This window comes from Nocardia fodinahabitans (genome assembly GCF_052983615.1).
Genome location: NZ_JBRJJC010000001.1, coordinates 5,994,540 through 6,018,589, shown reverse-complemented (window position 1 = coordinate 6,018,589; position 24,050 = coordinate 5,994,540). Strand labels below are relative to the sequence as shown.

The window sequence follows — 24,050 nt, the reverse complement described above, 5'->3', positions numbered from 1 at the left end:
GAGCTGTCAGCCGCGCAGTTTACGAACCTGCGCGGCGGTGAGGTCGGCGAGCACCCCCGGGTCGACGGTCTCCGGCGCGGTGACCACGACCTGGACCAGGGTGTTGCCGACCTGCACCAGGGCCGTCGAGGAAGTGAGCGTGAGCCCTTCACTGGTGGCGGTCAGCGCGAAGGCCGAGCTCGCGTCGCCCGCGGGCGGCTGGGTGAGGGCGGTGGCGCGGTAGTCGATGTGCACGCCCGCGTCGTCCCCGGTGTAGGCGGCACAGCGCCGCGGCTGCGCCTGGAGCGCGTCGAAGGCGGCCGCCAGCGCGGCATCGGGATAACTCGCGGCGTCGATATCGATCGTGGCGTAGCTGGGCCCCGCGAACTGGACCGACGCGGCGGCCGACGACCCCGGCCGCTGCTCGGCGATCGGGGTGAGCAGGCGGCCGCAATCCGGTGGATCGGTGGGCGCGGCCGGCGGCACGGCTGTGTCCTCGGCGGACGTGCGCGGCGGAATGACGCTGAAGTCGCCGGGCAGGTCTTCGGCGGCCAGCAGTCCGGCCGCGAGCTGGGCGGGATCGCGCACGACGGTGCCGCTACCCGGTGCCGCGGTGGCGGCCGCGGGGAAGGAACCGGCGGGCTCGTCGTCGGCACCGCACCCGGCGACACCGGCGAGCGCGGCGCAGGCCGACGCGGCCGCGCCCGCGCGCAGCAGGGCCGACCGCATCATTCGGTCCAGGAGACGCGGGTCGACTGGGTCTGGACGAGGGTGCTCACGCTGCGCGCGTCGCGGTAGGTCTGCTGACCGCCGACATCGATGGCGCCCGAGACCGGCAGTGGGAGACCGAGATCGACGGTGATCGTGCCGGTGCCCTCCATGACGTAGCCCTCGATGTCGAGCGAGCCCGCGTTGTTGGGCAGCATCCACACCGTCTCGGTCGGGGTCTGGGTCACCTGCAGGTCGATGGTGAGCCGGTCGCCGTCGCGGCTGGTCAGGGTGGCGGTGGTGATCTGGTCGAGGGTGACGCCGCCGGTGATCTCCTGGTGCACCGTCCACACCGCACCCACGCCGACCGGCGCGTCCGGGAACGTGATCGAGCGGTACACGGCCTGGTAGAAGGCCTGTTCCAGGGCTGCGCGCGCGGAGTTGGGAGTATCCGGTGACGGCGCGAGCCGCAGTTCGGTGATCGCGCCCAGATCGCTCATCTCCAGGCCCGCGTGCGAGCCGTCGGCGGTGGTGAACGCCTTGTTCAGGGCCGGATCCGGCGTGGTGACGGTACCGACGGTGAGGTCGACGCCGTCGGTGCCGGCGCGGGCGGTCATCGGGATGGTCAGCGCGGCGGGCGAGAAGTCGCGCACGGGCTGATCGTTGACCTGCTGCTGGATGCGGTAGTCGGTGCGCAGCGTCACCTCCTGCGTGGTGCCCGCCGGGTAGCGGGGACGCAGCAGATCGCGCGGCTCGTCGCCGGCCGACACCAGAGTGGTGACCGCCGCCGTGATCGGCACCGTCACTTCCTTACCGATGCCCAGCGGCTCGAGGCCCTCGACATCGGCGGGCGATGCCGACCGGTCGGCGCACCCCGCGCCGAAGGTCGCGAACCCGAGCACGAGCGCCACGAGTAACACCCCGGGACGCGCGATGCGGGGTAAGCGAGAACTAGACAACACCGTCACAGCCATCAGCGTACGACCGCTTCCTGAGTAACAGCTGGGACTCCCGGGCACCGCGGCGCAGCACCGATCGCCACTAGGGAATGATGGTCGCGTGAGTGAAGACCGGCCATCCGACAACGCTGCCGTTCCCGAGACAGGCGACGACTCGGCGGCACCGGCCCCCGAGGTCGCGCCCGAGGCCACCGGAACGGACAAACCCGCTGGTCGCCGCCGCTTGACGACGCTGCTGATCATCGCCGCCGTGCTGTTCGGCCTCGACCTGCTGACCAAGTGCCTCGCCGTCGCCTTCATCGATCCGGGCGAATCGGTGCCGATCATCGGCGATTTCGCGCGCTTCACCCTGGTCCGCAACCCGGGCGCGGCGTTCTCGATGGCGACCGGCATGACCTGGCTGCTGACCCTGATCGCCGCGGCCGTGGTGATCGGCGTCATCCGGATCGGGCGCACGCTGCGCTCGCTGTGGTGGGCGATCGGCCTCGGCATGGTGCTCGGCGGCGCGCTGGGCAACCTGGTCGACCGGATCTTCCGCTACCCCGGCCCGCTGCAGGGTCACGTCGTCGATTTCGTCGCGGTGGGCTGGTGGCCGGTGTTCAACGTGGCCGACTCGGCCATCGTCTGCGGCGCGATCCTGCTCGTCGCGCTCACCGTGTTCGGCTTCGAGCCGGACGGCACCCGCAGCGGTCGCAAACACACCGAGGAGACCGCATGAGGGAAACAAGGACGATGCCCGTTCCCGACGGGCTGGACGGGATGCGGGTCGACGCGGGCCTGTCCCGGCTGCTCGGATTGTCGCGCACCGCGGTCGCCGCACTGGCCGAGGAAGGTTCGGTACAGCTCGACGGTCTCGCCGCGGGCAAATCCGACCGGCTGACCGCGGGCGCGTGGCTGGAAGTGGTCTTCCCCGAACCGAAGCGCGAGCTGACCGTGGAGGCCACCCCGGTGGAGGGGATGAAGATCCTCTACGCCGACGACGACATCGTCGCGGTGGACAAGCCGATCGGCGTGGCCGCGCACACCGGCGTCGGCTGGACCGGCCCGACCGTGGTCGGCGGCCTGGCCGCGATGGGCTACCGCATCTCCACCTCGGGCGCGCACGAACGGCAGGGCATCGTGCACCGTCTGGACGTGGGCACCTCGGGCGTGATGGTGGTCGCCCAGTCCGAGCACGCCTACACGATGCTCAAGCGCGCCTTCAAGCAGCGCACGGTCGACAAGCAATACCATGCCCTGGTGCAGGGACATCCCGATCCGAGCAGCGGCACCATCGACGCGCCGATCGGGCGGGCGCGCGGCAACGACTGGAAGTTCGCGGTCACCGGGGACGGCAGGCCCAGTGTCACCCACTACGACACGATCGAAGCCTTCCAGTCGGCCAGCCTGCTCGATGTCCATCTGGAAACCGGTCGCACGCACCAGATCCGGGTGCACTTCTCCGCCGTCCGCCACCCCTGTGCCGGTGACCTGACCTACGGCGCCGACCCGACCCTGGCCAAGCGCCTCGGGCTGGAACGGCAGTGGCTGCACGCGCGGCAGCTCGGTTTCCACCATCCCGCCGACGGTCGCTGGCTCGAGATCACCAGCGAGTACCCGGCCGACCTGGCGGGCGCACTGGACGTATTGCGCAATGCCTGACGACCCGCGGTCGTCCGAACCGGCGCCGGAGACGGCGCCGGACGACCGCGGGAGCGCCCAGGACCGCCGATTGCCGGGGCGGACGGCGCTGTACATCGCCGCTGCCGTCGTGCTGACCGTGGTCGTCGTCGTGCTCGGCATCCTCAATCCGCGCCCGTCCCTGGGCGTGACGACCGATCGGCTCGGTCCCGCCCAGGGCGAGCAGGTCGAGGACTATCTGCGCGAGGCCCGCGCCTCCCTCGACGGCACCGGCACCGATCCGCACTGGGCGCTCGTGTCGTTCACCGATTACCTGACCGCGCAACAGATTCCGGCCGCCGCCGACGGCCTGCGGGTCGCGGGCGTGATCCAGCACGTCCCGATCGACCGGGTGCAGACACCGGTGATCACCGTCGCGACACCGGCCGGTGACGAACCCGCCCTGCGGTCCGCCGACGCGGCGGCCGGACTGGTGGCCGCCCAGCGATTCCGTGATCAGCGCAGCGCCGACATCGCCCGCGTCACCGAGGCCAGGCTGCGCGCGGGCTGCGCGTGCACCGCCGGACTGGTCGTGCGCGGCACGCTGCCCGAATTGCGTGCGCTGGCAACACGACCCGGCGTCCGCGCGGTACAGGCGCTGCCCGCCGACGCGATCGCGGGCCGCTTCGCGGTGGCGCCGCTGCTGCCGCAGTCGACCGGGGTGATCGCGCCGACACCGGACGACGCCCCCGTCCCCACCGAGTGACCCTCAGCACCGCTGTTCCGGCCCGGCTACGCTCACGACGCCCGGGCCGGCGAGGACGGGCATCGTGGCGAAGTCCGGCTCACTCGGGCAGGGTGACCACACCGTCGAGGTAGCGGCGGCAGCGCCCGAGCAGCAGTACCCGATCGTCGGCGAGCTCGGCACGCAGGGTCCCACCGCGCCGGGAGAGCTGACGGGCGGTCAGCGTGGTGCGGCCCAGCTCGCGACTCCACAGCGGGACCAGCTGGGCGTGCGCCGAACCGGTGACGGGATCTTCCGGGATGCCGACACCGGGGGCGAACAGCCGGGAGACGACGTCGGTGGCGGTGCCGGGCGCGGTGATGATCGCGCCGCGGGCCAGAGCCGGGAAGGCGCCGAGATTCGGTGTGGCGGTGCGGACTTCGTCTTCGGAGGCCAGGACGATGACCTCGTCCTGACCGGTGTAGGCGCGGATCGGGGTGACGCCGAGGGCGGCGACCAGGGCCGGATCGGGGTCGACCCGCACCGAGGCGAGCGCGGGTAGATCCAGGACGTACTCGTCGTCGTCGGTCCGGTCGACGTGCAGCCAGCCGGAGCGGGTGTAGAAGCTGACCCGATCGTGCTCGGGATGCAGGTCCTCGATGATCTGGGTAGCCGAGGCGAGAGTGGCGTGCCCGCACATGTCCACCTCGACCGCCGGGGTGAACCAGCGCAGGTGGAAGGCGGGCCATTCGCCAGGCGGGCCGCCGGCGTCCGGGGGTAACTCGGAGGTGTAGAACGCGGTCTCGGCGAGGTTGTTCTCCTCGGCCAGCTGTTGCAGCAGCGCGTCCGGCAGCCAGCGGGGCAGCGGCATGACCGCGGCCGGGTTGCCCGAGAACGGTGCGTCGGCGAACGCGTCGATCTGGTGCAGCAATACCTCCATAGTGCGCAAAGGTACTCCAACACCGAATGTGCGTCCGGCGCAAGGGTTCTCGAGGCAAACCCGGCCTGGTCAGCGCGCCGTCAGGCGCCCTGGGCGCCCACCGCGGGCACGAACTTGCCGGTGTCGCCGGACAGCCGCGACTGCACCCACCACGCCAGCTCCACCAGCACGATGCCGACCGCGCCGCAGACGAACGCGGCCAGGGTCAACCGCGGGTTCGACGGGTCGAGCTTGAAGAACTCCCGGGTGAACGGAATCGTGAACAGCGCGATGTAGGCGAGCACCGACACCGCGATCAGCACCACCTTCCACCACACGTACGGCCGGGCGACCAGTGCCAGCACCCACACCGCGATCATGATCAGGGTGATCAGCGCGGTGGTGCCCGCCTGGATCTTCTGCGTCTCCGAGGCTTCCGGCCCGGCGTAGGCGATGAGGTAGGACACGAACGTCGCGACGCCGATCACCACGCCCGAGGGCACCGCCAGGCGCATGACCCGGCCGACGAAGCCGGTGCGGGCGCGCTCGTTGTTCGGCGCCAGCGACAGGATGAACGCCGGGATGCCGATGGTGAACCAGGCGGCGATGGTGACGTGGCGCGGCAGGAACGGATACCCGATCGGGTCGTAGCCGAAGATCTGCGAACCGACACCGGCCAGGCCGACCAGGAACGCCAGCAGCACCGAGTACACGGTCTTGGTGAGGAACAGATTCGAGACCCGCTCGATATTGCCGATCACCCGGCGGCCCTCGCCCACCACGTACGGCAGGGTCGCGAACTTGTTGTCCAGCAATACGATCTGGGCCACCGCGCGCGTGGCCGGGCTGCCCGCGCCCATCGCGACGCCGATGTCGGCGTCCTTGAGGGCGAGCACGTCGTTGACGCCGTCACCGGTCATGGCGACGGTGTGCCCGCGCGACTGCAGCGCACCGACCATGGCGCGCTTCTGGTCCGGGCGCACGCGACCGAAGGTGGTGTCGCGCTCGAGCACGTCGGCGAGCGCGTCGCGGTCCTCGGGCAGCGAGCGCGCGTCGACCGCGTGGTCGCCGCCGGGCAGGTCCAGCGAGGAGGCCACCGCGCCGACCGAGACGGCGTTGTCGCCGGAGATCACCTTGATCGAGACATGCTGGCTCGCGAAGTATTCCAGCGTGCCCTTGGCATCGGGGCGGACCCGCTGTTCGAGCACGACGAGCGCGGCGGGCTCGACCCGGCCGGGGGCGTCGTCGGCGTCGACCGGGCGGTCGGAGCGGGCCAGCAGCAGCACGCGCAGGCCCGAGGAGCCGAGGTCTTCGGCGCGCTCGGCGTCGGCGGAGGCGGGATCGAGCAGCACGTCGGGTGCGCCGAGCAGCCAATCACCGTGGGCGCCATAGGAGATGCCGCTCCACTTCTTGGCCGAGGAGAACGGGGCGATGGCGGTCTGCGGCCAATCCGGTGAGTCGGGGAAGGCCTCGGCGATGGCCTGCACGCTCGCGTTCGGGCGTGGATCGTCGCCCGCCAGCGCGGCCAGCACCTGCCGGACCTGGTCCTCGTCGAACGCGCCGAGCGGTTCGATCTGCGACAGGCGCATGCCGTTCTCGGTCAGGGTGCCGGTCTTGTCGGCGCACACCACGTCGACGCGGGCCAGGCCCTCGATCGCGGGCAGTTCCTGCACCAGGCAGTTGCGCTTGCCCAGGCGTACCACGCCCACCGCGAACGCGATGGAGGTCATCAGGACCAGGCCCTCGGGCACCATCGGCACCAGCGCGGCGACCATGCCGGTGACGGCGGGTCGCCAGGACTCCTTGCTGGAGACCAGCTGGTTGTAGATGCTCAGCGCGCCCGCCGGGATCAGCAGGTAGGTGATGAACTTGAGGATCTTGTCGATGCCGGAGCGCAGTTCCGAGTGCACCAGGGTGAACTTGCTGGCCTCCTCGGCCAGCTTGGCCGCGTAGGCGTCCTTGCCGACCTTGGTCGCGCGGTAGGCGCCCGAGCCCGACACCACGAAGCTGCCCGACATCACCGGGGCGCCCACACCCTTGTGGATCGGGTCGGCCTCACCGGTGAGCAGCGATTCGTCGACCTCGAGCGCGGCGGCTTCCTCGATCTCGCCGTCGACGACGATCTGGTCGCCGGCGCCCAGCTCGATCAGGTCGTCGAGGACCACCTCGCCCGGGGCGACCTCGTGGGCGACACCGTCGCGGCGCACCGTCGGCTTGGCCTGACTCACGATCGCCAGCTGGTCCAGCGTCCGTTTGGCCCGGATCTCCTGGATGATGCCGACCGCGCTGTTGGCCACGATGAGCAGGCCGAACATGCCGTCGATGATCGAGCCGGTGGACAGCACCAGCAGGAACAGCACGCCCAGAATGGCATTGATGCGGGTGAAGACATTCGCGCGCACGATCTCGCGCACGGACCGGCTGGCTCTGGCCGGTACATCGTTGGTTCGCCCGTCGCGGCGTCGTTCCTCGACCTGTGCTGCGGTGAGCCCGGTCGCCGCGGGCTCCTGCACGGAAATGGACATGCTCGTCAGGCTACGTCAGTCGTAACATGGGATGAATGCAGCGCAGCCCCTCTCCGCCCGGTGTCGTCTTCGGTACCGGCGCCTATCTGATCTGGGGCATGTTCCCCGCGTTCTTCGGGTTGCTGGCGTTCGCGTCGGCGGCCGAGGTGGTGGCCCAGCGCATCATCTGGACGCTGGTCGTCGTGTTGATCGTGCTCGCGCTGGCCGGGCGGCTGCGGGAGATGCGCGGGATCGACGCGCGGACCTGGCGGCTGGCGGCGGCGGCCTCGGCGGCGATCGCGATCAACTGGGGCACCTATGTGTACGGCGTGAATTCCGGGCAGGTCGTGGAGTGCGCGCTGGGGTACTTCATCAATCCGCTCGTCACCGTGGCGTTCGGCGTGGTGCTGTTCCGGGAACGGCTCACCCGCGCGCAGTGGCTGGCGCTGGGACTGGGCGCGCTGGCGGTGGTGGTGCTCACCGTCGACTACGGCAGGCCGCCGGTGATCGCCCTGGTGCTGGCCTGTTCGTTCGCCACCTACGGACTGGTCAAGAAGGTGATCAAGCTCGACGCGCTGCGCGGCATCGCCGCCGAGGGCATCGTCGCCGTCCCGTTCGCCCTGGCCTTCCTGATCGCGCTGATGGCCACCGGCCGCACCGAATTCACCTCCACCCCCGCACATTTCGGTCTGATGCTGGCCACCGGCCCGGTGACCCTGATCCCGCTGCTGCTGTTCGCGGTCGCCGCCCAGCGCGTCCCGCTCTCGACCATGGGCATCCTCCAGTACCTCACCCCGGCCCTCCAGATGGCCTGGGGCGTCGCCGTCATGCACGAACCCATGCCCGCCTCCCGCTGGGCCGGCTTCGCCCTCATCTGGGCCGCCCTGGCCGTCTTCACCACCGACGCCCTGCGCCGTGCCCGCCGCACCCGCCGCGATACCCCGGCCCCGGCTCCCGCCGACGAGGTCGCCACGTCCTGACCGGGCCGGATCCGCCCGCCGACACGGGCGCGCCGGGGGGCGAAAGCTTGGTGTGTCGCACAATCCGACCGGTAGGCTCGACAGCTGGACACACGGAGAGCGGGCGCCCGAGAGGGGTGGATTTCTGTGCATGATGCGGGGTTCTCTGATCGGGTGGCGGGGGTACTCGTCGGTGGGGCCGCGGGGGACGCGCTGGGGGCGGGATACGAGTTCACGGTGCCGGGGCCGGGGGTGGTGATCGACATGGTCGGGGGCGGACCGTTCCGCTGGGCGCCGGGCGAGTGGACCGACGACACCTCGATGGCGCTGGCGATCGTGCTGGCGGCGGTGAACGGGCCCGGTATCGATCTGGACGCGGTCGCGGCGGGGTTCCTCGCCTGGTACGACTCCGTGCCGCCCGATATCGGGAACCAGACCCGGACTGTGTTGTCGGCCCGGCCGTCCTCGGCGCTGAGCATGCAGGCGGTGGCGATGTCGCTGTCCGGCCGCACCGGCGGCAACGGCTCGCTCATGCGGACCGCGCCGGTCGCGCTGGCCTATCTCGACGACGCCGCGGCCTGCGTCGCGGCGGCGGGCCGGATCGGCATGCTGACGCACTACGACGAGCACGCCGTCGAGGCGTGCAAGATCTGGACCTACGCCGTTCGGCACGCGGTGCTGCACGCCGATTTCGAGGGCGTGCGCGAATACGTCGGCGGCTCACGGCAATCCGGGTATTGGCACGACCGCCTCGACGAAGCGGAGAAGGGCACCCCGGCCGACTTCCCGAACAACGGCTGGGTGGTGCACGCCCTGCAAACGGCGTGGTGGGCCATCACCAGCACCGACCAGTCGACGCCCGAGCACCTGCCCCGCGCACTGGAAGCCTGCGTGCGCGCGGGCAACGACACCGACACCACCGCCGCCATCGCCGGTGGTCTGCTCGGCGCCCGCTGGGGCGCGTCGGCGGTCCCGGCGCGCTGGCGGGCGCTCCTGCACGGCTATCCCGGTCTGACCGGAGCCGATCTCCCGGATCTCGCCCAGCGCATCGCCGCCCACGCCCGCTGAGAAGAACGTGAGGCGCTGCCCGGCCGTGCGCCGATGACGAACGGCCCCGGCGCGACCACAACTCCGCGCCGGGGCGGCCCGCCTACCAGGTGGTGATGATCGGGCCGGGAGTCCAGGTCCCCCAGCGGTTCTCCGCGTCGACCTGCGGTCGGGCCGGGACAGCTGCGGTGTCCAGCGGCAGGTACTGCTCGATCGAACCCCAGTCCCGATCCCAAGCGTGGTTCAGGTAGGTCGGCAGCGTACGGGCGGTGAACAGCAGCTGGGTCCAGCCGAGCGGCCCACCGCCTTCGTGGCTCTGCCACAGGTTGGTAATGGTGGCGCCGTTGCGGTCGGGCAGGATGCGGTACTCGGGTATGTCGGCGATGCCGTTGTAGGTCGGCAGGTGGTTCTGGCACGGGAAGTGCAGGCCCACCTCCCAATCCAGCAGCACAGGGGTCTCACGGCCGACAAGGGCACTGAGCGTGGTGGTTTGCGGCATCCGCGGCGGGGTGACCGCCAGCCACTGATCGGGTCCCAGATCCTTGTCCTGCGCGACCAACCGCACCACGCTGGTGTCGGCGGGCAGCTGGTCGAGCGGGACGCGCAGGTTGCGCCACATGGGCGCGGGACCGATGTCGATCGGCGCGACCTGACCGGTCACCGTGACGGTGCCGTCGGCGGCCGCGGTGCCGTATTCGACGGCCAGTTCCTGACCGGGGTGCACGATGCCGTCGGCGTCGACGGAGCGGATCCGGCCCGCCACCGACACCGCGAGCAGCGGACCGCGCGGGCCGTCGGGCAGGCGGAACCAGCCGGTGGTCAGCGCGGCGGGCTCCTGCGCGCCGGCGCGGTAGCTGCCCAGCACGGGCGTGGTCGCCGGGTCGAGACCGAACGGCAGGGCCAGCGAACCCTGCCGGGACTCCGAACCCGCCGAAGTCGACGCGTCGCGTAGCTTGTCGGGATCGTCGGAGACCGAATTCGCCTGGCCCGTAGTCGATTCCACCTCGTCGGAGGTGAGGACCGGAGCCACGCCGTCGGGCCGGAACCCGGTCGAGTCGCCGGCCATGGCGGTCGCCACGTCGCCGGTCAGTGGCGCGAGCATCGACGCGTTCGGGTCGGTCTCGACGAGCACCTCGTCGGCCATGCCGCAGCCGCCACCGAAGGCGGCCTCGAGGTTCGAGCCGGCCAGCGAGTAGGCCGGGTATTGCGCGAGGGTCGCCTTCGCGAAGGAGGCCACCTCGAACAGCACCATCATCGCGGCGACCACGGCGAGCACCGGCACCCGTGCCAGCCGCCCCGACCGGGTCGAGGGGCTCGGATGAATGTGGAACCACGCGGCGATCGCCAGGCACAGCACGGTCAGGCCGACGAACGCGGTCGAGATGCCGTAGCCCGCGACGCTCGGCGGCTTGTCCCACCAGGGAATACCCCACGACGAGACGTACCAGTAGCCGTTGGCGCCGACGAAGGTCATCGACAGCGCGAAGAAGACGGCCGCGGCGAACAGCGCGCGGTTGCGCAGCGGCCGCAGCACGGCCGGGCTCACCGCCACGGCGGTCACCGCGGCGACACAGGTGGCCAGGCCGGCGAACACGCCGAACTGGTGGGTCCACTTGGTCGGCGAGAACATCATCAGCACCATGGCGGCGAGGGTGATGCCGAGCAGCCTGCGGGTCGGGCCGACCGCGGTGCCGGGGATGTGCCCGCCGCGGCGCAGCATGGTGGCCGCGCAGACGATCAGCCCGAGCAGCATGGCGAAGACACCGAAGCGGCGGGTCAGCCAGCCGTCGGCATTGAGCTGCAGCAGGTACTGGTAGCGCAGGAACTCGAAGAACCAGGACTCCCCCGGCCCGATCTTGCCGTGCACCTCGAACATCTCCCGCACGCCGGCCAGGGTCCGGTCGGCGAACACGACCGTCAGCACCAGCGTGCCCGCGGCCAGGATCGGCAGCACCTGCGCGAGGTAGCCCACCGTCTTCGCCCGCCGCACGATCACCGCGGTGACGACGCGGGCACCGGCCACGAGCGCGCCCAGGCAGATCAGGCCCGACGGCGCCCCGGTGAGGGTGAACGCGGCGACGATCACCGCGACCGCGAACGGCAGCAGCCGCCGGGTCGCGATGGCCCGCTCGACCGAGACCCAGGTGACCAGCACGCCCAGCGCGACGACGAACTCCGCGCGCAGGCCGTTGTTGTAGGGCAGCCAGAACGCCAGGAACACCAGCGCCGCGGTCCAGGTCGCGGCCCGCTGACGGCGCACGGCCGTCCCGAGCCGGGGCAGCACCTCGCGGCTGATCAGCCACCAGGTCAGCAGGCCCGCGCCGAGGGCGGGCAGCCGCACCAGCGGGCTGACGGCGGAGATATGGGTGATCCAGCCGATGATGTCGGTGTAGGGCGTGTAGAACGGCCCCTCGTCGACGCTGAACCAGCGGTAGTAGTTCGACATGTTGCCCGAAGAGCGAGCGCCCCTGGCCATTCCGAGGATGTAGCCGTCGTCGGAGGTGTTGGCGCCGATGAAATGCCAGACGACCAGGACCGCGAATACCAGCCAGTCGACCGGCCGCAGACGCCACCAGCGCTGCGGCAGGAACCGGCGGGCCGAGCGGCCGTCGAGCGCGTCCAGGCGGTGCAGCGCGAACAGCGAGAGCGCGGTCGCGAGCAGGCACAGCACGATCACGCCGAGCTTGAGCCAGGTCGGCGAGGTGATGTAGCGCGAGTCGGCAACCACCCGCACATCCAGCCCCGCGGGCGGCGGGCCGGTCAGCTCGCTGAAGACGCCGACCACCTGCGGACGCAGGTCGGTGGGCAGCACCGCGCCGGACGCGCCGAGACCGGTCGCGGTGACCGCGGCTTCCTGCGGCGTGAGGGCGACGGAGATCGCGCAGCCGCTGCCCAGGACCTCGGCCAGCGGCACCGTCCACAGCAGCGTCGACCGGGAGACCACGTCGACGCGCCCCGCGCGTTCGGGCGTGTCGGCGACGACCTTGACGACGAAGCCGTACTTCTCCATGTCGGCCGACTGATGCGGGATCGTCGACACCGCGACGCCACCGGTCTCGGCGAGCGCGCTCAGCGCCGCGCACGGCACGGTCGCCGTCAGCTCGGCGGGCGCGTAGGCGACGAGCGGGGATTCGATCGAGGTGGTCGCGCCGCGCTGCGGCCAGGAGATCGTCGCGGTGTCGACCCGGACCGGCAGGAACGGGACGGCGATCGCGCTGAGGACACCGACGAGCGCGGCGACGATCGCGACGATGCGCACCCAGCGGTCGGGCCGAGCCCGTCGCACGGAGTCCGCAACATCCTCGGGCGGATGCCCCTGCCGCACGATCGTCTCTACCACGGGGCCCGATAGTAGCTGCGCGGACGACGGCTCGCGAAACACGTGCTGGTCACTCGCGATCGAGCAGGGTCGCTCAACGCGCGAACCCCGGCCTCGACGAGGTCGGGGCCGGGGTTCGCGGCGGGAGAATCAGGCGCAGGCGACCGACTGCTGCCCCAGGTTGGTGAGCATGCCGCAGGCCCAGGTCTTCTGGACCTTCCACTTGCCGTCCTCGGCCACGAACGGCACATCCACGACATTGGTCTGACCGTTGAGGGTGAAGTCGGCCTTCGCGTTCACGCTGTCACCGAACGAGGTCACCTCGGTGACCTGCACCTGCACACCGGCGTCCGTGGCCGCCACGGCCAACCGGTTCGGCAGCTCGGGATCGGCCGCGCCACCCTGCACGAAGTCCAGCTTCTGCTCGTTCGGGATCGACGGATCCAGCGCGGTGGTCAGCTGCTCGTTGAGCTGCTCCACGGTCGGCACCGCGGGCAGGTTCGCAGCGGTCGTGGCCACGGCCTTGGCGCTGGTGGTGGTCTTGGAGGCGGGCTTGTCACCCTTGTCGTCGCTGCACGCGCTCAGGCCGAGTGCGGCGACCACTGCCAGTCCGGCGATCGCGACACGTCCGGTCGTACGAAGCTTCAACTGCTCGTCCTTTGCGTTCGAGGTGGGAGTGGTTCCATCGCGGTAGCCGAGGCTACTTCACGTGAGGCTGTCGAGCGGATCTGCCCGCGTCAGATCCTTGTCGTCGGCTGGAAACGTACGCGCCGGGCCGGGGCCTGTCGAGCTGGTCTCGAATCGGACCGTCACCACGCCGTACCCCGCACCCTGGACCCAGCCGTGACCGAAGTCGGGGTGACTCACGTCCATACCGGGAAACCATTGTCCGGCAAGCGGATCGGGGGTGTCGACGGGCTCGCCGGGCGGTGGGGTTTCCTCGACCTGCTCGACGCTCAGGTCCTCGGGGACGGCCTGATCCAGTTCGGGGAACAGCGATTCCTGGCGGACCAGCGACAAACCGCCGTAGCCGACGCCGACGAGCCGGATCGGGCCGAGTTCGGCCGGGTCGATCGCCGAGCGTTGCGCGGCGGCGGCCAGCGTGGTCAGGTCGGCGGTGGCGTAGGGCAGGGTGAACGACCTGGTCACGATGCTCATGTCGGACTTCTTGAGTTTGAGCACCACGGTGCGGGCGGCGCGGCCGTCGCGCTCGAGCCTGCGGTGCGCGGCCGCCGCCATGGCGGTGATGGCCGTGCGCAGGTCGGGCAGGGTGACGATGTCGCGCTCGTAGGTGTTCTCGGCGCTGATCTGTTTGGCCTCGGCCCGTTCGGTGACCGGACGGTCGTCGATGCCGCGGGCGAGCCGGTGCAGGGCCGCGCCGATACTGCCGCCCAGGATCGAGGCGGCCTCCGATTCCGGCAGCGCGGCGAAGGCGCCGACCGTCTCGATGCCGAGACTGCGCAACCGGCTCTCCGCGACCGGGCCGATCCCCCACAGTTTGCGCACCGGCAGCCCGGCCAGCAGCCCGCTCTGTTCGGCCGGGGAGATCACCCGCATGCCGTCGGGTTTGGCCAGGCCGGAGCCGATCTTGGCGAGCTGCTTACCGGTACCGGCGCCGATCGAGGCGGTGAGCCCGGTGCGCGCGGTGACCAGGGCCCGCAGCATGGCGCAGTACTCCTCGACCTCGGCCACGCTCGCGCCCGCCAGTTCGGCGGGTTCGGCGAACGCCTCGTCGAACGACAGCGTCTCCAGCACCGGGATCCGGCTGCGCAGCGTGTCGAACACCGCGGCGCTGAGCACCGAGTACACCGCGCCGCGCGGCGGCACCACCACCGCCGACACGCCGATCAACCGCCGGGCCTGATGCATCGGCATGGCCGAGCGGGCGCCGTAGACCCGCGCCTCGTAGCTGGCCCCGGCGACCACCCCGCGCTGTCCCGCGCCACCGACGAGCACCGGCCGGCCGCGCAGGGTCGGCCGGGTGAGCTGTTCGACCGAGGCGAAGAACGCGTCCATATCGATGTGCAGCACCCAGCGGCGGGCGGTGACCGCCGCATCCGCCCTGGCCGGGGCGCCTGCGGTGTTGGCGTCGGTGCTCACGCCCGCAATCTACGCGGCGCCGCCGACACATTTTCACCAGCCGGATGACAGCCGTGGCACAGCGATCACCCAGCCGGATATGTGATGATCGGGGGATGAAGATCCGCAAGGCTGTCATTCCGGCTGCGGGAATCGGCTCCCGGCTGCTTCCGCTGACCAAGGCGACGCCGAAGGAGATGCTGCCGGTCGGCGACAAGCCGGTCATCGAGCACACCGTCCGGGAACTGGTCTCCTCCGGGATCACCGACATCACCATCGTCGTGAGCAGCGGCAAGTCGCTGATCCAGGACCACTTCCGCCCCAACCCGGCGCTGGTCGCGCAGCTGCGCGCCGACGGCAAGTCCGCCTACGCCGACGCGGTCGAGGAAGTCGGTGAGCTCTCGCGCGCCGGCCACATCACCTACCTCGACCAGCACGGTCCGTACGGCAACGGCACGCCGGTCCTCAATGCCGCGCGTCACCTGGGCGACGAGCCGATGCTGGTGCTGTGGCCCGACGACGTCTTCGTCGCCGAGGTGCCGCGCGCCCAGCAGCTCATCACCGCCTACGAGTCCACCGGCTGCCCCGTGCTCGCCCTGCTGCCGATGGCACCGGGTGAGTCGCAGCGCTACGGCGTTCCGGTGGTCCGCGAGGACCTCGACGACGGACTGTTGCGCATCTCCGGCCTGATGGAGAAGCCCAAGCCCGAGGACGCGCCGTCGGCCTACGCCGCCATCGGCGGGTACGTGGTGACCCCGGGCATCATCGAGGAGCTGCAGACCCAGACCGAGAACTGGTACACCCACCAGACCGGCGAGGTCTACCTGACCGACGCGATCAACAACTACGCCGCCAACCACGCGGTGTACGGCCAGGTCATCCAGGGTCGCTGGTACGACACCGGCAACCCGGCCGACTACCTGGTCGCCCAGTTCGCCTCGGCGCTGGCGCATCCCGAGTACGGGCCGCTGCTGCGCCAGCTGATCGACTGACGCTCAGAAGCGCCGGATCGTGAAGATGTCGAATTCCCGCAGGGGATGCAGCCCGACCGGAACGCCCCAGTCGTGGGCGTCGAGGATCTGGCCCAGCCCCGCGTAGATGCCGACGTGCGAGCCGTCGCCGTTGAGGATGACGACATCACCGGGCGCGAGCCCGCGGAAGGTCACCGGCATGCCGACCTTCGCCTGCTCCCAGGTGGTGCGCGGCAGGTCGACGCCGACCTGGCGGAAGGCCCACTGCACCAGCGCCGAGCAGTCCCACGCGTGGGGTCCCATGGCGCCCCACTCGTAGGGTTTGCCGATCTGGGTGGCGGCGGCGGTGAGTGCGCCGATCCCGGTCGCGCTGGGTAACGGGATCGCGCCGGAGCCACTGGAGCTGCCGGACGAGGAGCCGCCCGAGCCCGACGCGCTCCCGGTCTGTGACCAGGCGGGCCCGGCGAGGACGAGGGTGATGATGGTGGTGGCGACGAACCCGAAGGCCAACCGTCGCAGGACTTTTCGCCGCATATGCTGTTCCGCCTCCCCGCGATTCCTACCTGACGTAAGAGCGTGGCGGGAAACTCGCCGGGCCGAGGTCCCGGTGTCGGGCGTACCCGGCGAGCTACCCGTGTTCGGACGAGATCAGACGTAACACACAGCTACTGTCGCCTCAGCGGTTCCATGCGCATCAGCAGTAACACTTCGATTGTGCGGGAAGTTCCGACCGCTGTCACGCGTTTCAGCAACTTTCCAGCATCGTTACGATCGGCGGAGCCGGCGCACACGAACGGGGCGGGACCGAAAGTCGGTCCCGCCCCGTCGTTGTCGCCGGTCAAGCCTTGCGGACCTGGGCCTTCACGCCACCGGTGAGTTCGGCGGCCTCGGCGACCGTCACACCGAAATCGAGCGTGGTGGCGAGGACTTCACCGGCGATCAGCTCGCGATGGGTCTGCGCCCAGGCCAGCCGCTCGGCCGGGACCTCCAGGATGACGGTGATCCGGTCCGACACCTCGAGGCCCTGCGCCTTGCGGGTCTCCTGCAGATCGCGGATGAGGTCACGGGCCCAGCCCTCGGCCTCCAGTTCCTCGGTGACCACCGAGTTCAGCACCACCAGGCCGGCATTGCCGGGCAGGGCGGCGGTGGACTCGGGTTCGGCGGCCACCAGGCGCTGGGTGTACTCCTCGGGCAGCAGGGTGATCCCGGCGGCAGTGACGACACCCTCGGCGGATTCGCTCCACTCCCCCGCCTTGACCGCCTTGATCACCGTCTGGACCTCTTTGCCCAGCCGCGGGCCGGCGGCGCGCGCGTTCACGACCAGCTCGAAGCGGCCGTGCGCGTCGACGTCGGTGGTCAGGTCGACCTTCTTGACGTTGACCTCGTCGGCGATCAGCTCGGTGAACGGCGTGAGCCGTTCCGCGTCGGCCGCGGCGATGGTGACCTCCGCCAGCGGCAGCCGCACCCGCAGGTTCTGCGCCTTGCGCAGGCTGAGCACGGTGGAGCAGACCACCCGCACCTCGTCCATCGCGGCGACGAGCTCGGGATCGTGCGGCAGCTCGGTCTCGGCGGGCCAGTCGGCCAGGTGCACCGAGCGCTCACCGGTGAGCCCACGCCAGATGACCTCGCTGATCAGCGGCAGCAGCGGCGCGGCGAGGCGGGTGACCACCTCGAGCACCGTGTGCAGCGTGTCCACCGCGTCGCGATCCTCGGACCAGAACCGCGAACGCGACCGGCGCACATACCAATTGGTGAGCGCGTCGGCGAACGAGCGCAACTCGTCGGTGGCACCGGCGATGTCGTAGGTCTCGAGCGCCTCGGTGATCACGTCCCGGGTTACCGCGAGTTTGGCCAGGATGTACCGGTCCAGCACGTGCGGCGAATCCGTGCGCCACACACCGGGCTTCGAGGCGTAGAGCTGCAGGAAGGTCCACGCGTTCCACAGCGGGCGCAGCGCGTGGCTGACGCCCTCGCGGATGCCGCGCTCGGTGACGATGAGGTTGCCGCCCCGCAGGATCGGCGAACTCATCAGGAACCAGCGCATCGCGTCGGAACCGTCGCGGTCGAAGACCTCGTTGACGTCGGGGTAGTTGCCCTTCGACTTCGACATCTTCAGGCCGTCGTCGCCCAGCACGATGCCATGCGCGGCAACGGTTTTGAACGCGGGCGAGTCGAACAGCGCGGTCGCGAGCACGTGCAGCGTGTAGAACCAGCCGCGGGTCTGCCCGTTGTACTCGACGATGAAATCGCCGGGGAAGTGACTGTCGAACCACTCCTTGTTCTCGAACGGGTAGTGCACCTGGGCGAACGGCATCGAGCCCGACTCGAACCAGCAGTCGAGCACCTCCGAGACCCGGCGCATGGTCGACTTGCCGGTCGGATCATCGGGATTCGGCCGGGTCAGCTCGTCGATGTAGGGACGGTGCAGGTCGGCCGGGCGCACGCCGAAGTCGGCCGCCAGCTCGTCGAGCGAGCCGTAGACGTCCAGGCGCGGGTAGGCCGGATCGTCGGAGACCCACACCGGGATCGGGCTGCCCCAGTAGCGGTTACGGCTGATGTTCCAGTCGCGCGCGCCTTCGAGCCACTTGCCGAACTGGCCGTCACGGATGTGCTCGGGCACCCAGCTGATCCGCTGGTTCAGCTCGACCATCCGGTCGCGGAACTTGGTGACCGCGACGAACCAGGACGGCACGGCCATGTAGATCAGCGGCTGGCCGGAACGCCAGCTGTGCGGGTAGGAGTGCTCGATCGTCTCGTGCCGCAACAGCTTTCCGGCGGCCTTGAGATCCTTGATGATCACCGGGTTGGCGTCGAAGACCATCAGGCCCTCGTACGGCGGCACCATCGAGGTGAACTTGCCCGCCGGGTCCAGCGGCTGGACGATCTCGATCCCGTTCGCCGTGGCGACGTCCATGTCCTCCTCACCGAAAGCCGGCGCGAGGTGGACGACGCCGGTGCCGGAGTCGGTGGTGACGTAGTCGGCCTCGAGCACGCGGTGCGCGTTCGGGTGGCCGAGGAAGAAATCGAACGGCGGGCGGTAGGACAGGCCGGCCAGGGCGGCGCCGTCGTACTCGCCGAGCACTTCCGGCTCGTCGCCGAGCTCGCGGGCGTAGTGCGAGACCCGTTCGGCGGCAAGCACATAGCGCTTGTCGTCGGCGCCGCGCACATGCACGTAGCGCACGTCGGGGTGCACCGCGATCGCCAGGTTGGACGGCAGGGTCCACGGCGTGGTGGTCCAGATCAGCGCGTTGGCACCGTCGAGCGCCGCGAAGGGATGCTCGGCCGGGACGACCAGCTGCATGTCGACGGTGACCGCCGGGTCCTGCCGCATCTTGTACGCGTCGTCGAGGCGGGTCTCCTGGTTCGACAGCGGCGTCTGCTCGTACCAGCTGTAGGGCAGCACGCGGAAGCCCTGGTAGATCAGGCCCTTGTCGTAGAGCGACTTGAACGCCCACATCACCGACTCCATGAAGTCGAGATCGAGAGTCTTGTAGTCGTTGTCGAAGTCGACCCAGCGGGCCTGGCGGGTCACGTAATCGCGCCACTCGCCGGTGTAGCGCAGCACCGAGGACTTGCAGGCGGCGTTGAACTCGGCCAGCCCCATCTCGTCGATCTGCGACTTGTCGGTGATGCCGAGCTGCTTCTCGGCTTCGATCTCGGCGGGCAGGCCGTGGGTGTCCCAGCCGAAGCGGCGGTCGACCTTCTTGCCGCGCATGGTCTGGAAGCGCGGGATCAGGTCCTTGACGTAGCCGGTGAGCAGGTGGCCGTAGTGCGGCAGGCCGTTGGCGAAGGGCGGGCCGTCGTAGAACACGAACTCGGCGTCGCCGTCGCGGTTGGCCAGACTGGCGCGGAAGGTGTCGTCGCGCGCCCAGTAGTCGAGTACCTGCTGTTCGAGTTCCGGGAACGACGCGCCGGAACCGGCGCCGAAGTCGACCCGGGGGTACGCACCGGTGGTTGTCTCGTCCGCCATCGCGGATCTGCTCCTCGTGCCGCCGCGCCGTCGGCGCGAATCCTGGGCACGGGGACGATGCCGGCGCCGGTGCGCCGTACCGCGGTACCACCCCGTTTGCCCGTTCCGTCCCGAAGGAGCGGCGCGGGCCTCTCGTTGTGTGAGCTGTGACGGGCTCACCCGTTCGGTTCTACTGAGCGCGAGCGCCGTTCTTCCGAAGGCTCCCCGGTGATGGCCGGATCAGTGCCGTGTGTAGTTCGATTCTAACCGGGACCGTCCAGCGGATATTTCGCGCCGTCAGTCCCGCCGGGCGTGTCGTCCGGGTGGGACCGGGTCGTTCTCGGGTTTTCGGGTGGCCAGCGCACTCACGAGCAGCGTGGCGGCGCCGACGATACAGATCAGAATGCACCCCCACGCCCACAACACCGAACCGGTGGCGAGCGCCGCGACGAGCAGACCGAAACCGATAGCCGCGAGGACGAGCGTCAAGACGAGCATGCTGACTCCCAAGAACCCGAGCAGCCCGACGAAAGCTGGGCGTTTCCCGGGTCACACGGCGCGCCGTGTGACCCGGGTCCAGTTTACTTGCCGCCCTTGGCGAAGGAGGCGGGAGCCAGACTGTTGGCCGAACCGTTGGTTTCGCCGGCGAACTCGCCACCGTCGACCGGAACAGCCGAGCCGCGGTTCTCCAGCTCCTCCAGCTGCGACTCCAGGTACGACTTCAGCCGCACGCGGTACTCGCGCTCGAAGGTCTTCAGCTGCTCGATGCGGCTTTCCAGCACCGTGCGCTGCTGGGTGATGGTGGCCATGATCTCGGCGTGCTGGCGCTCGGCGTCGGCGGTCAGCGCCTCGGCCTTGTCCTTGGCCTGGCGGATCTGGGTGTCGGAGCGGTTCTGCGCGTCGGTCAGCATCGCGTCGGACTTCTGGCGCGCGTCGGCGATCATCGCTTCCGAGCGGGTGCGGGCGTCACCGACCAGTCGCTCGGAGTTTGCCCGCGCGTTCGAGAGCAGCCCCTCGGCCTCGGTCTTGGCGTCGGTGGTGAGGCGGTCGGCCATCTCCTGCGCCAGGGTGAGCACCTTCGCGGCCTGCATGTTCGCGTCCGGGCCGGAGTTGTCGCGCACCGGAGCGGCGACCGGCATCGGCGCGGGCGGTGCGGGTGGCACCGGCGGCGCGATCGGTTCCGGCGCCGGTGGCGGAGCCTGTTGGACGGGCGCCTTCACGGCGTTGACCGGCGCGGATGCGCGGTTCTTCTTGGCGTCGGCCAGCTCGGTGTCGAGTTCGGCGACCCGCTGACGCAAGTCGGCGTTCTCCTCGATCAGGCGCGAGAGCTCCTGCTCGACGAGATCCAGGAAGGCATCTACCTCGTCCTCGTTGTAGCCGCGCTTACCGATCGGCGGTTTGCTGAACGCGACGTTATGCACATCGGCGGGAGTCAGCGGCATCGAAGGATCCCTTCACGCGTCTTTTGGAGAACTAGCAAGCGGTCTTCTCGATTCAGTATGTCACACGGAGGTCACGGGCTGCCCGAGCCTACCCACGATAGACATCAGGATGAACACCACGAAGAGCAGGACCATTATCGACAGATCGAGCCGAATACCCCCGAGATTCACAGGAGGTATCAACCGCCTCAGGAGTTTCACCGGCGGGTCGGTCACCGTGAAGATCACCTCGAGGATGATCACCACCACGCCGGTCGGGCGCCAATCGCGCGCGAAACTGCGAATGAACTCGACGATCACCCGGCTGATCAGCAACAGCCAGAAGATGAAAAGCACCAGGTACAGAACCGCGAACAGGGCCACGTCTTCACTCTGCCGCAAAATCGGCGGCGTGCAAAATGGCCGCGCCGCGCAGTGCGCGGGCGGCCATCACGGTGTTGCGGATGTGGTGCCTATTTCTGGTTGTAGAAGCCGTTTTCGGCGATTCGGCGACGCTCTTCCGCCGATACGTCGACATCGGCGGGTGAGAGCAGGAACACCTTCGTCGCCACCTTGTCGAACGAACCGCGCAACGCGAACGCGAGCCCGGCCGCGAAATCGACCAGCCGTTTCGCATCGGCATTGCTCAGGTCGACCAGGTCCATGATGACCGGGTTGCCCTCGCGGAAACGCTCGCCGATGATCCTGGCCTCGCTGTAGTCCCGGGGACGCAGCGTGGTGATCTTGGACAAGGGACCTCCGTCCTCGAAGATCCCAGGCCGCCGCGCGGCGGCAGGCTCGGGGCGCATGCGCTCCTCCAGCCTGCGCTCCTCGGCGTCGGGATCGACCGCGAGCGCTCCACGCGTGGAGCCTCGCATGCCGGGTGCGACCCCGCCGGCCCGGAACGAGCGACCCGACGACGGCGCGGTCTCGATCCTGGTCGGGCGACGTGGCGTCTCGTAACGATCGTCGGCGTAGGTGTCGGCGACGTAATCGTCACGACGCGCCTGGTAGGCCGGTTTGTAGGCCGGCTGCGGGTAGTCGTCGGCCTCGTCCTCGAAACGGTCGGCGCCGTATCGGTCTTCGGCGTAGCGGTCGTAGCTGCGCGGGCGAGTGCGACCCGCGCGCTCTTCGGCGCCGCGAGGGGCGTGATCGTCGACGTAATCGTCTTCGTACTCGTCGAGCGGAACCATGCCGAAGTACGCCTTGAACTTGTGCAGCGTGCTCATCTGGTCGACCTTCCTTCGGCCCCGGTGGCGGCCGGGTGTTGAAGTTCTTGCTCAGCGCCTCGTCGGCCCAATCGTATGTGTCGAATGTGACTGATGAGGTTTCTTTGCTACGCCGAGGTTATCGGTCGCGCGCCCATCAAGGCGGTACCGACACGCACACACGTCGAACCGTGTTCGACCGCAACTTCCAAATCACCCGACATACCTGCAGAAAGTTCGGTGGCATCGGCGTGTCGAGCCAGCAGCGAAGTGTGCAAAGTCGCAAGATTCGCAAACGACGCATCACTCGCGGCGTCAAGGGGCGGAATCGCCATCAGACCGGCCAGATGCAGGCCGGGGGCCTTCGCCACGAGGTCGGCCAGGGCGGGCAGATCGGCCGGTGCGACACCCCCGCGCCCGGGGTCGTCGTCCAGGCTCACCTGGAGCAGGACACGCAGGGGCGCGGTACGCTCGCCGGCTGCCATGGCGTCCTGCGCGGCCCGGTCCAGCGCGGTTGCCAGACGTTCGCTGTCGACCGAGTGCACGGTGTGCGCCCAGCGCGCCACCGCGCGCGCCTTGTTCCGTTGTACACGGCCGATCATGTGCCATTCGACGTCGTCGTAGCCGAGCTCGGTGACCTTGGCCGAGGCCTCCTGCTCCCGCGACTCGCCGAACTCCCGCCTGCCGAGGCGGTAGAGGATGTCGACATCGGCGGCGGGGAAGAACTTCGTCACCGGCAGCAGCCGGACCGAACCGGCCGGTCGGCCCGCCGCAGCCACGGCGGCGTCGATGCGGGCCAGCAGACCGTCGAGCCGGGCCGAGAGTTCCGCGGCGCGGGCGGTGTCCTGATCGGCGGTCGTCACACCGTACCTCCGGTACGCGGTGCCGCCTCCTGGCGCTGACCGCTCATGCGGTGGGGTCCATCCAGATCACGCCGGCGATGCGGCCGGTCGGCGCACCACGGCGATGGCTGAACAGGGTCTTGTCCTCGATGGTGCAGCGCGGGTCCAGCGCGATCCCGCCGACACCGGCCTCGGTGAGCTGCCTGCTGATGCCCGCGCGCAGATCCAGACCAGGAGTTTTGCGGACCGTGGTGGTGGCGCTGCCGGGCAGGTGTGCCTCGACGTCGGCCCGCATCGCGGCCGGGACCTCGTACTGGCGGCCGGAGGCGGCGGGGCCGAGGAAGGCGCCGATCCGCTCGACGCGCGCGCCCACCGACACCATCGCGTCGAGCACCCTGGGCACGATCCCGATCCGGGCGCCGATACGGCCGGCGTGCACCGCGGCGATGACGCCCGCCTCGTCGTCGGAGAGCAGGATCGGCACGCAGTCGGCGGTGAGCACGACCAGGGCGAGGTTCGGCACCGTGGTGACCAGCGCGTCGGTCACCGGCACCGGTTCGGCGCGCGGCCCGTCGACGATCTCCACATTCCGCCCGTGCACCTGCTCCATCCACACCAGCCGGTCCGGGGTGAGCCCGATGCCCTCGGCCAGCCGAACCCGGTTGCGGCGCACGGCGTCCGGATCGTCCCCGACATGATCGCCCAGGTTGAACGAGTCGTACGGGGCGGCGGAGAAGCCACCGGCGCGGGTGGTGGTCACCCGGCGGACGGTCACGGTGGTGGGTGCGGAAGTCATGACTTCGAGCGTAGTGCCGTCCGGGCGGGGTCGGTCGCCCGTGGGCGGTGACGTCGGTCAACCTCGG

The 24,050-nt window shown here is 70.0% G+C and carries 21 protein-coding genes; 6 read left to right on the top strand and 15 right to left on the bottom strand.

Annotation, left to right across the window (positions count from 1 at the left end; all coding sequences use genetic code 11):
• Positions 1-6 precede the first annotated feature (6 nt).
• Positions 7-711, bottom strand: a complete 705-nt coding sequence (locus NV348_RS28275) for a hypothetical protein (RefSeq protein WP_447149572.1) — start codon at positions 709-711, stop codon at positions 7-9.
• Complete coding sequence (locus tag NV348_RS28270) at positions 708-1,661, bottom strand: hypothetical protein (protein WP_447149571.1); 954 nt, start codon at positions 1,659-1,661, stop codon at positions 708-710. Before NV348_RS28270 ends, NV348_RS28275 begins: the two co-directional genes overlap by 4 nt.
• A gap of 85 nt (positions 1,662-1,746) precedes the next feature.
• Here NV348_RS28270 and lspA point away from each other — a divergent pair, with 85 nt between their 5' ends.
• From lspA to NV348_RS28255, 3 genes are read left to right on the top strand one after another with little or no spacing between them, the layout of a single operon-like run.
• Positions 1,747-2,364: a signal peptidase II gene (gene lspA / locus NV348_RS28265; RefSeq protein WP_447149570.1), complete on the top strand. Its 618-nt coding sequence runs from the start codon at positions 1,747-1,749 to the stop codon at positions 2,362-2,364.
• Entirely contained in the window at positions 2,361-3,287 is a 927-nt protein-coding gene (locus NV348_RS28260) for an RluA family pseudouridine synthase (protein WP_447149569.1), read from the top strand. Before lspA ends, NV348_RS28260 begins: the two co-directional genes overlap by 4 nt.
• The gene (locus NV348_RS28255; RefSeq protein ID WP_447149568.1) at positions 3,280-4,011 is read left to right on the top strand and encodes a hypothetical protein; all 732 of its coding nucleotides are present in this window, start codon (positions 3,280-3,282) and stop codon (positions 4,009-4,011) included. The genes NV348_RS28260 and NV348_RS28255 overlap by 8 nt, the downstream gene beginning before the upstream one ends.
• A 79-nt stretch (positions 4,012-4,090) precedes the next feature.
• Here the strand turns inward: NV348_RS28255 and NV348_RS28250 are convergent, their stop codons facing one another.
• Together NV348_RS28250 and NV348_RS28245 are read right to left on the bottom strand one after the other, a co-directional pair.
• The gene (locus NV348_RS28250) at positions 4,091-4,909 is read right to left on the bottom strand and encodes a PhzF family phenazine biosynthesis protein (RefSeq protein ID WP_447149567.1); all 819 of its coding nucleotides are present in this window, start codon (positions 4,907-4,909) and stop codon (positions 4,091-4,093) included.
• A gap of 80 nt (positions 4,910-4,989) precedes the next feature.
• Positions 4,990-7,413 (bottom strand): cation-translocating P-type ATPase, encoded by a 2,424-nt coding sequence (locus NV348_RS28245; RefSeq protein WP_447149566.1) that lies wholly within the window; start codon positions 7,411-7,413, stop codon positions 4,990-4,992.
• 35 nt (positions 7,414-7,448) lie between these two features.
• Between NV348_RS28245 and rarD the strand changes: the two genes are divergently transcribed.
• Together rarD and NV348_RS28235 are read left to right on the top strand one after the other, a co-directional pair.
• Positions 7,449-8,372: an EamA family transporter RarD gene (gene rarD, locus NV348_RS28240; protein ID WP_447149565.1), complete on the top strand. Its 924-nt coding sequence runs from the start codon at positions 7,449-7,451 to the stop codon at positions 8,370-8,372.
• Between the two features lie 153 nt (positions 8,373-8,525).
• On the top strand, positions 8,526-9,419 hold the full coding sequence (locus NV348_RS28235) for an ADP-ribosylglycohydrolase family protein (protein ID WP_447149564.1): 894 nt from the start codon (positions 8,526-8,528) through the stop codon (positions 9,417-9,419).
• A gap of 82 nt (positions 9,420-9,501) precedes the next feature.
• Here the strand turns inward: NV348_RS28235 and NV348_RS28230 are convergent, their stop codons facing one another.
• From NV348_RS28230 to NV348_RS28220, 3 genes are all read right to left on the bottom strand, one after another.
• Positions 9,502-12,738, bottom strand: a complete 3,237-nt coding sequence (locus NV348_RS28230; protein ID WP_447149563.1) for an arabinosyltransferase domain-containing protein — start codon at positions 12,736-12,738, stop codon at positions 9,502-9,504.
• A gap of 129 nt (positions 12,739-12,867) precedes the next feature.
• Positions 12,868-13,365, bottom strand: a complete 498-nt coding sequence (locus tag NV348_RS28225; protein ID WP_447149562.1) for a WKL family lipoprotein — start codon at positions 13,363-13,365, stop codon at positions 12,868-12,870.
• 57 nt (positions 13,366-13,422) lie between these two features.
• On the bottom strand, positions 13,423-14,733 hold the full coding sequence (locus NV348_RS28220) for a DNA polymerase IV (RefSeq protein WP_447151168.1): 1,311 nt from the start codon (positions 14,731-14,733) through the stop codon (positions 13,423-13,425).
• Between the two features lie 179 nt (positions 14,734-14,912).
• Here NV348_RS28220 and NV348_RS28215 point away from each other — a divergent pair, with 179 nt between their 5' ends.
• Complete coding sequence (locus NV348_RS28215) at positions 14,913-15,788, top strand: UTP--glucose-1-phosphate uridylyltransferase (RefSeq protein ID WP_447149561.1); 876 nt, start codon at positions 14,913-14,915, stop codon at positions 15,786-15,788.
• 3 nt (positions 15,789-15,791) lie between these two features.
• Here the strand turns inward: NV348_RS28215 and NV348_RS28210 are convergent, their stop codons facing one another.
• The 8 genes from NV348_RS28210 to pgeF form a co-directional block, all read right to left on the bottom strand.
• A complete protein-coding gene (locus NV348_RS28210) occupies positions 15,792-16,301 on the bottom strand; it encodes an NlpC/P60 family protein (RefSeq protein WP_447149560.1) in 510 nt (169 codons plus the stop codon).
• Between the two features lie 304 nt (positions 16,302-16,605).
• Positions 16,606-19,737 carry an isoleucine--tRNA ligase gene (gene ileS / locus NV348_RS28205; protein WP_447149559.1) on the bottom strand — a complete coding sequence of 1,044 codons (3,132 nt, stop codon included), beginning with the start codon at positions 19,735-19,737 and terminating at the stop codon, positions 16,606-16,608.
• 276 nt (positions 19,738-20,013) lie between these two features.
• Complete coding sequence (locus NV348_RS28200) at positions 20,014-20,214, bottom strand: hypothetical protein (RefSeq protein WP_316573332.1); 201 nt, start codon at positions 20,212-20,214, stop codon at positions 20,014-20,016.
• Positions 20,215-20,297: 83 nt separating this feature from the next.
• On the bottom strand, positions 20,298-21,158 hold the full coding sequence (gene wag31, locus NV348_RS28195) for a DivIVA-like cell division protein Wag31 (RefSeq protein WP_447149558.1): 861 nt from the start codon (positions 21,156-21,158) through the stop codon (positions 20,298-20,300).
• A 60-nt stretch (positions 21,159-21,218) separates the two neighbouring features.
• The gene (locus tag NV348_RS28190; protein WP_019046242.1) at positions 21,219-21,521 is read right to left on the bottom strand and encodes a YggT family protein; all 303 of its coding nucleotides are present in this window, start codon (positions 21,519-21,521) and stop codon (positions 21,219-21,221) included.
• Positions 21,522-21,610: 89 nt separating this feature from the next.
• A complete protein-coding gene (locus tag NV348_RS28185) occupies positions 21,611-22,366 on the bottom strand; it encodes a cell division protein SepF (protein WP_447149557.1) in 756 nt (251 codons plus the stop codon).
• Between the two features lie 107 nt (positions 22,367-22,473).
• Positions 22,474-23,208 carry a YggS family pyridoxal phosphate-dependent enzyme gene (locus NV348_RS28180; protein ID WP_447149556.1) on the bottom strand — a complete coding sequence of 245 codons (735 nt, stop codon included), beginning with the start codon at positions 23,206-23,208 and terminating at the stop codon, positions 22,474-22,476.
• A gap of 43 nt (positions 23,209-23,251) precedes the next feature.
• Positions 23,252-23,983 (bottom strand): peptidoglycan editing factor PgeF, encoded by a 732-nt coding sequence (pgeF, locus tag NV348_RS28175; RefSeq protein ID WP_447149555.1) that lies wholly within the window; start codon positions 23,981-23,983, stop codon positions 23,252-23,254.
• Between the last annotated feature and the right edge of the window lie 67 nt (positions 23,984-24,050).

Bases quoted from the DNA above. Each gene is read 5' to 3' on its own strand.
- NV348_RS28275 (WP_447149572.1), bottom strand. From the start codon at position 711: ATGATGCGGTCGGCCCTGCTGCGCGCGGGCGCGGCCGCGTCGGCCTGC.
- NV348_RS28270 (WP_447149571.1), bottom strand. From the start codon at position 1,661: ATGGCTGTGACGGTGTTGTCTAGTTCTCGCTTACCCCGCATCGCGCGT.
- NV348_RS28260 (WP_447149569.1), top strand. From the start codon at position 2,361: ATGAGGGAAACAAGGACGATGCCCGTTCCCGACGGGCTGGACGGGATG.
- NV348_RS28255 (WP_447149568.1), top strand. From the start codon at position 3,280: ATGCCTGACGACCCGCGGTCGTCCGAACCGGCGCCGGAGACGGCGCCG.
- NV348_RS28250 (WP_447149567.1), bottom strand. From the start codon at position 4,909: ATGGAGGTATTGCTGCACCAGATCGACGCGTTCGCCGACGCACCGTTC.
- NV348_RS28245 (WP_447149566.1), bottom strand. From the start codon at position 7,413: ATGTCCATTTCCGTGCAGGAGCCCGCGGCGACCGGGCTCACCGCAGCA.
- rarD (WP_447149565.1), top strand. From the start codon at position 7,449: ATGCAGCGCAGCCCCTCTCCGCCCGGTGTCGTCTTCGGTACCGGCGCC.
- NV348_RS28220 (WP_447151168.1), bottom strand. From the start codon at position 14,733: ATGGACGCGTTCTTCGCCTCGGTCGAACAGCTCACCCGGCCGACCCTG.
- NV348_RS28215 (WP_447149561.1), top strand. From the start codon at position 14,913: ATGAAGATCCGCAAGGCTGTCATTCCGGCTGCGGGAATCGGCTCCCGG.
- NV348_RS28210 (WP_447149560.1), bottom strand. From the start codon at position 16,301: ATGCGGCGAAAAGTCCTGCGACGGTTGGCCTTCGGGTTCGTCGCCACC.
- ileS (WP_447149559.1), bottom strand. From the start codon at position 19,737: ATGGCGGACGAGACAACCACCGGTGCGTACCCCCGGGTCGACTTCGGC.
- NV348_RS28200 (WP_316573332.1), bottom strand. From the start codon at position 20,214: ATGCTCGTCTTGACGCTCGTCCTCGCGGCTATCGGTTTCGGTCTGCTC.
- wag31 (WP_447149558.1), bottom strand. From the start codon at position 21,158: ATGCCGCTGACTCCCGCCGATGTGCATAACGTCGCGTTCAGCAAACCG.
- NV348_RS28185 (WP_447149557.1), bottom strand. From the start codon at position 22,366: ATGAGCACGCTGCACAAGTTCAAGGCGTACTTCGGCATGGTTCCGCTC.
- pgeF (WP_447149555.1), bottom strand. From the start codon at position 23,983: ATGACTTCCGCACCCACCACCGTGACCGTCCGCCGGGTGACCACCACC.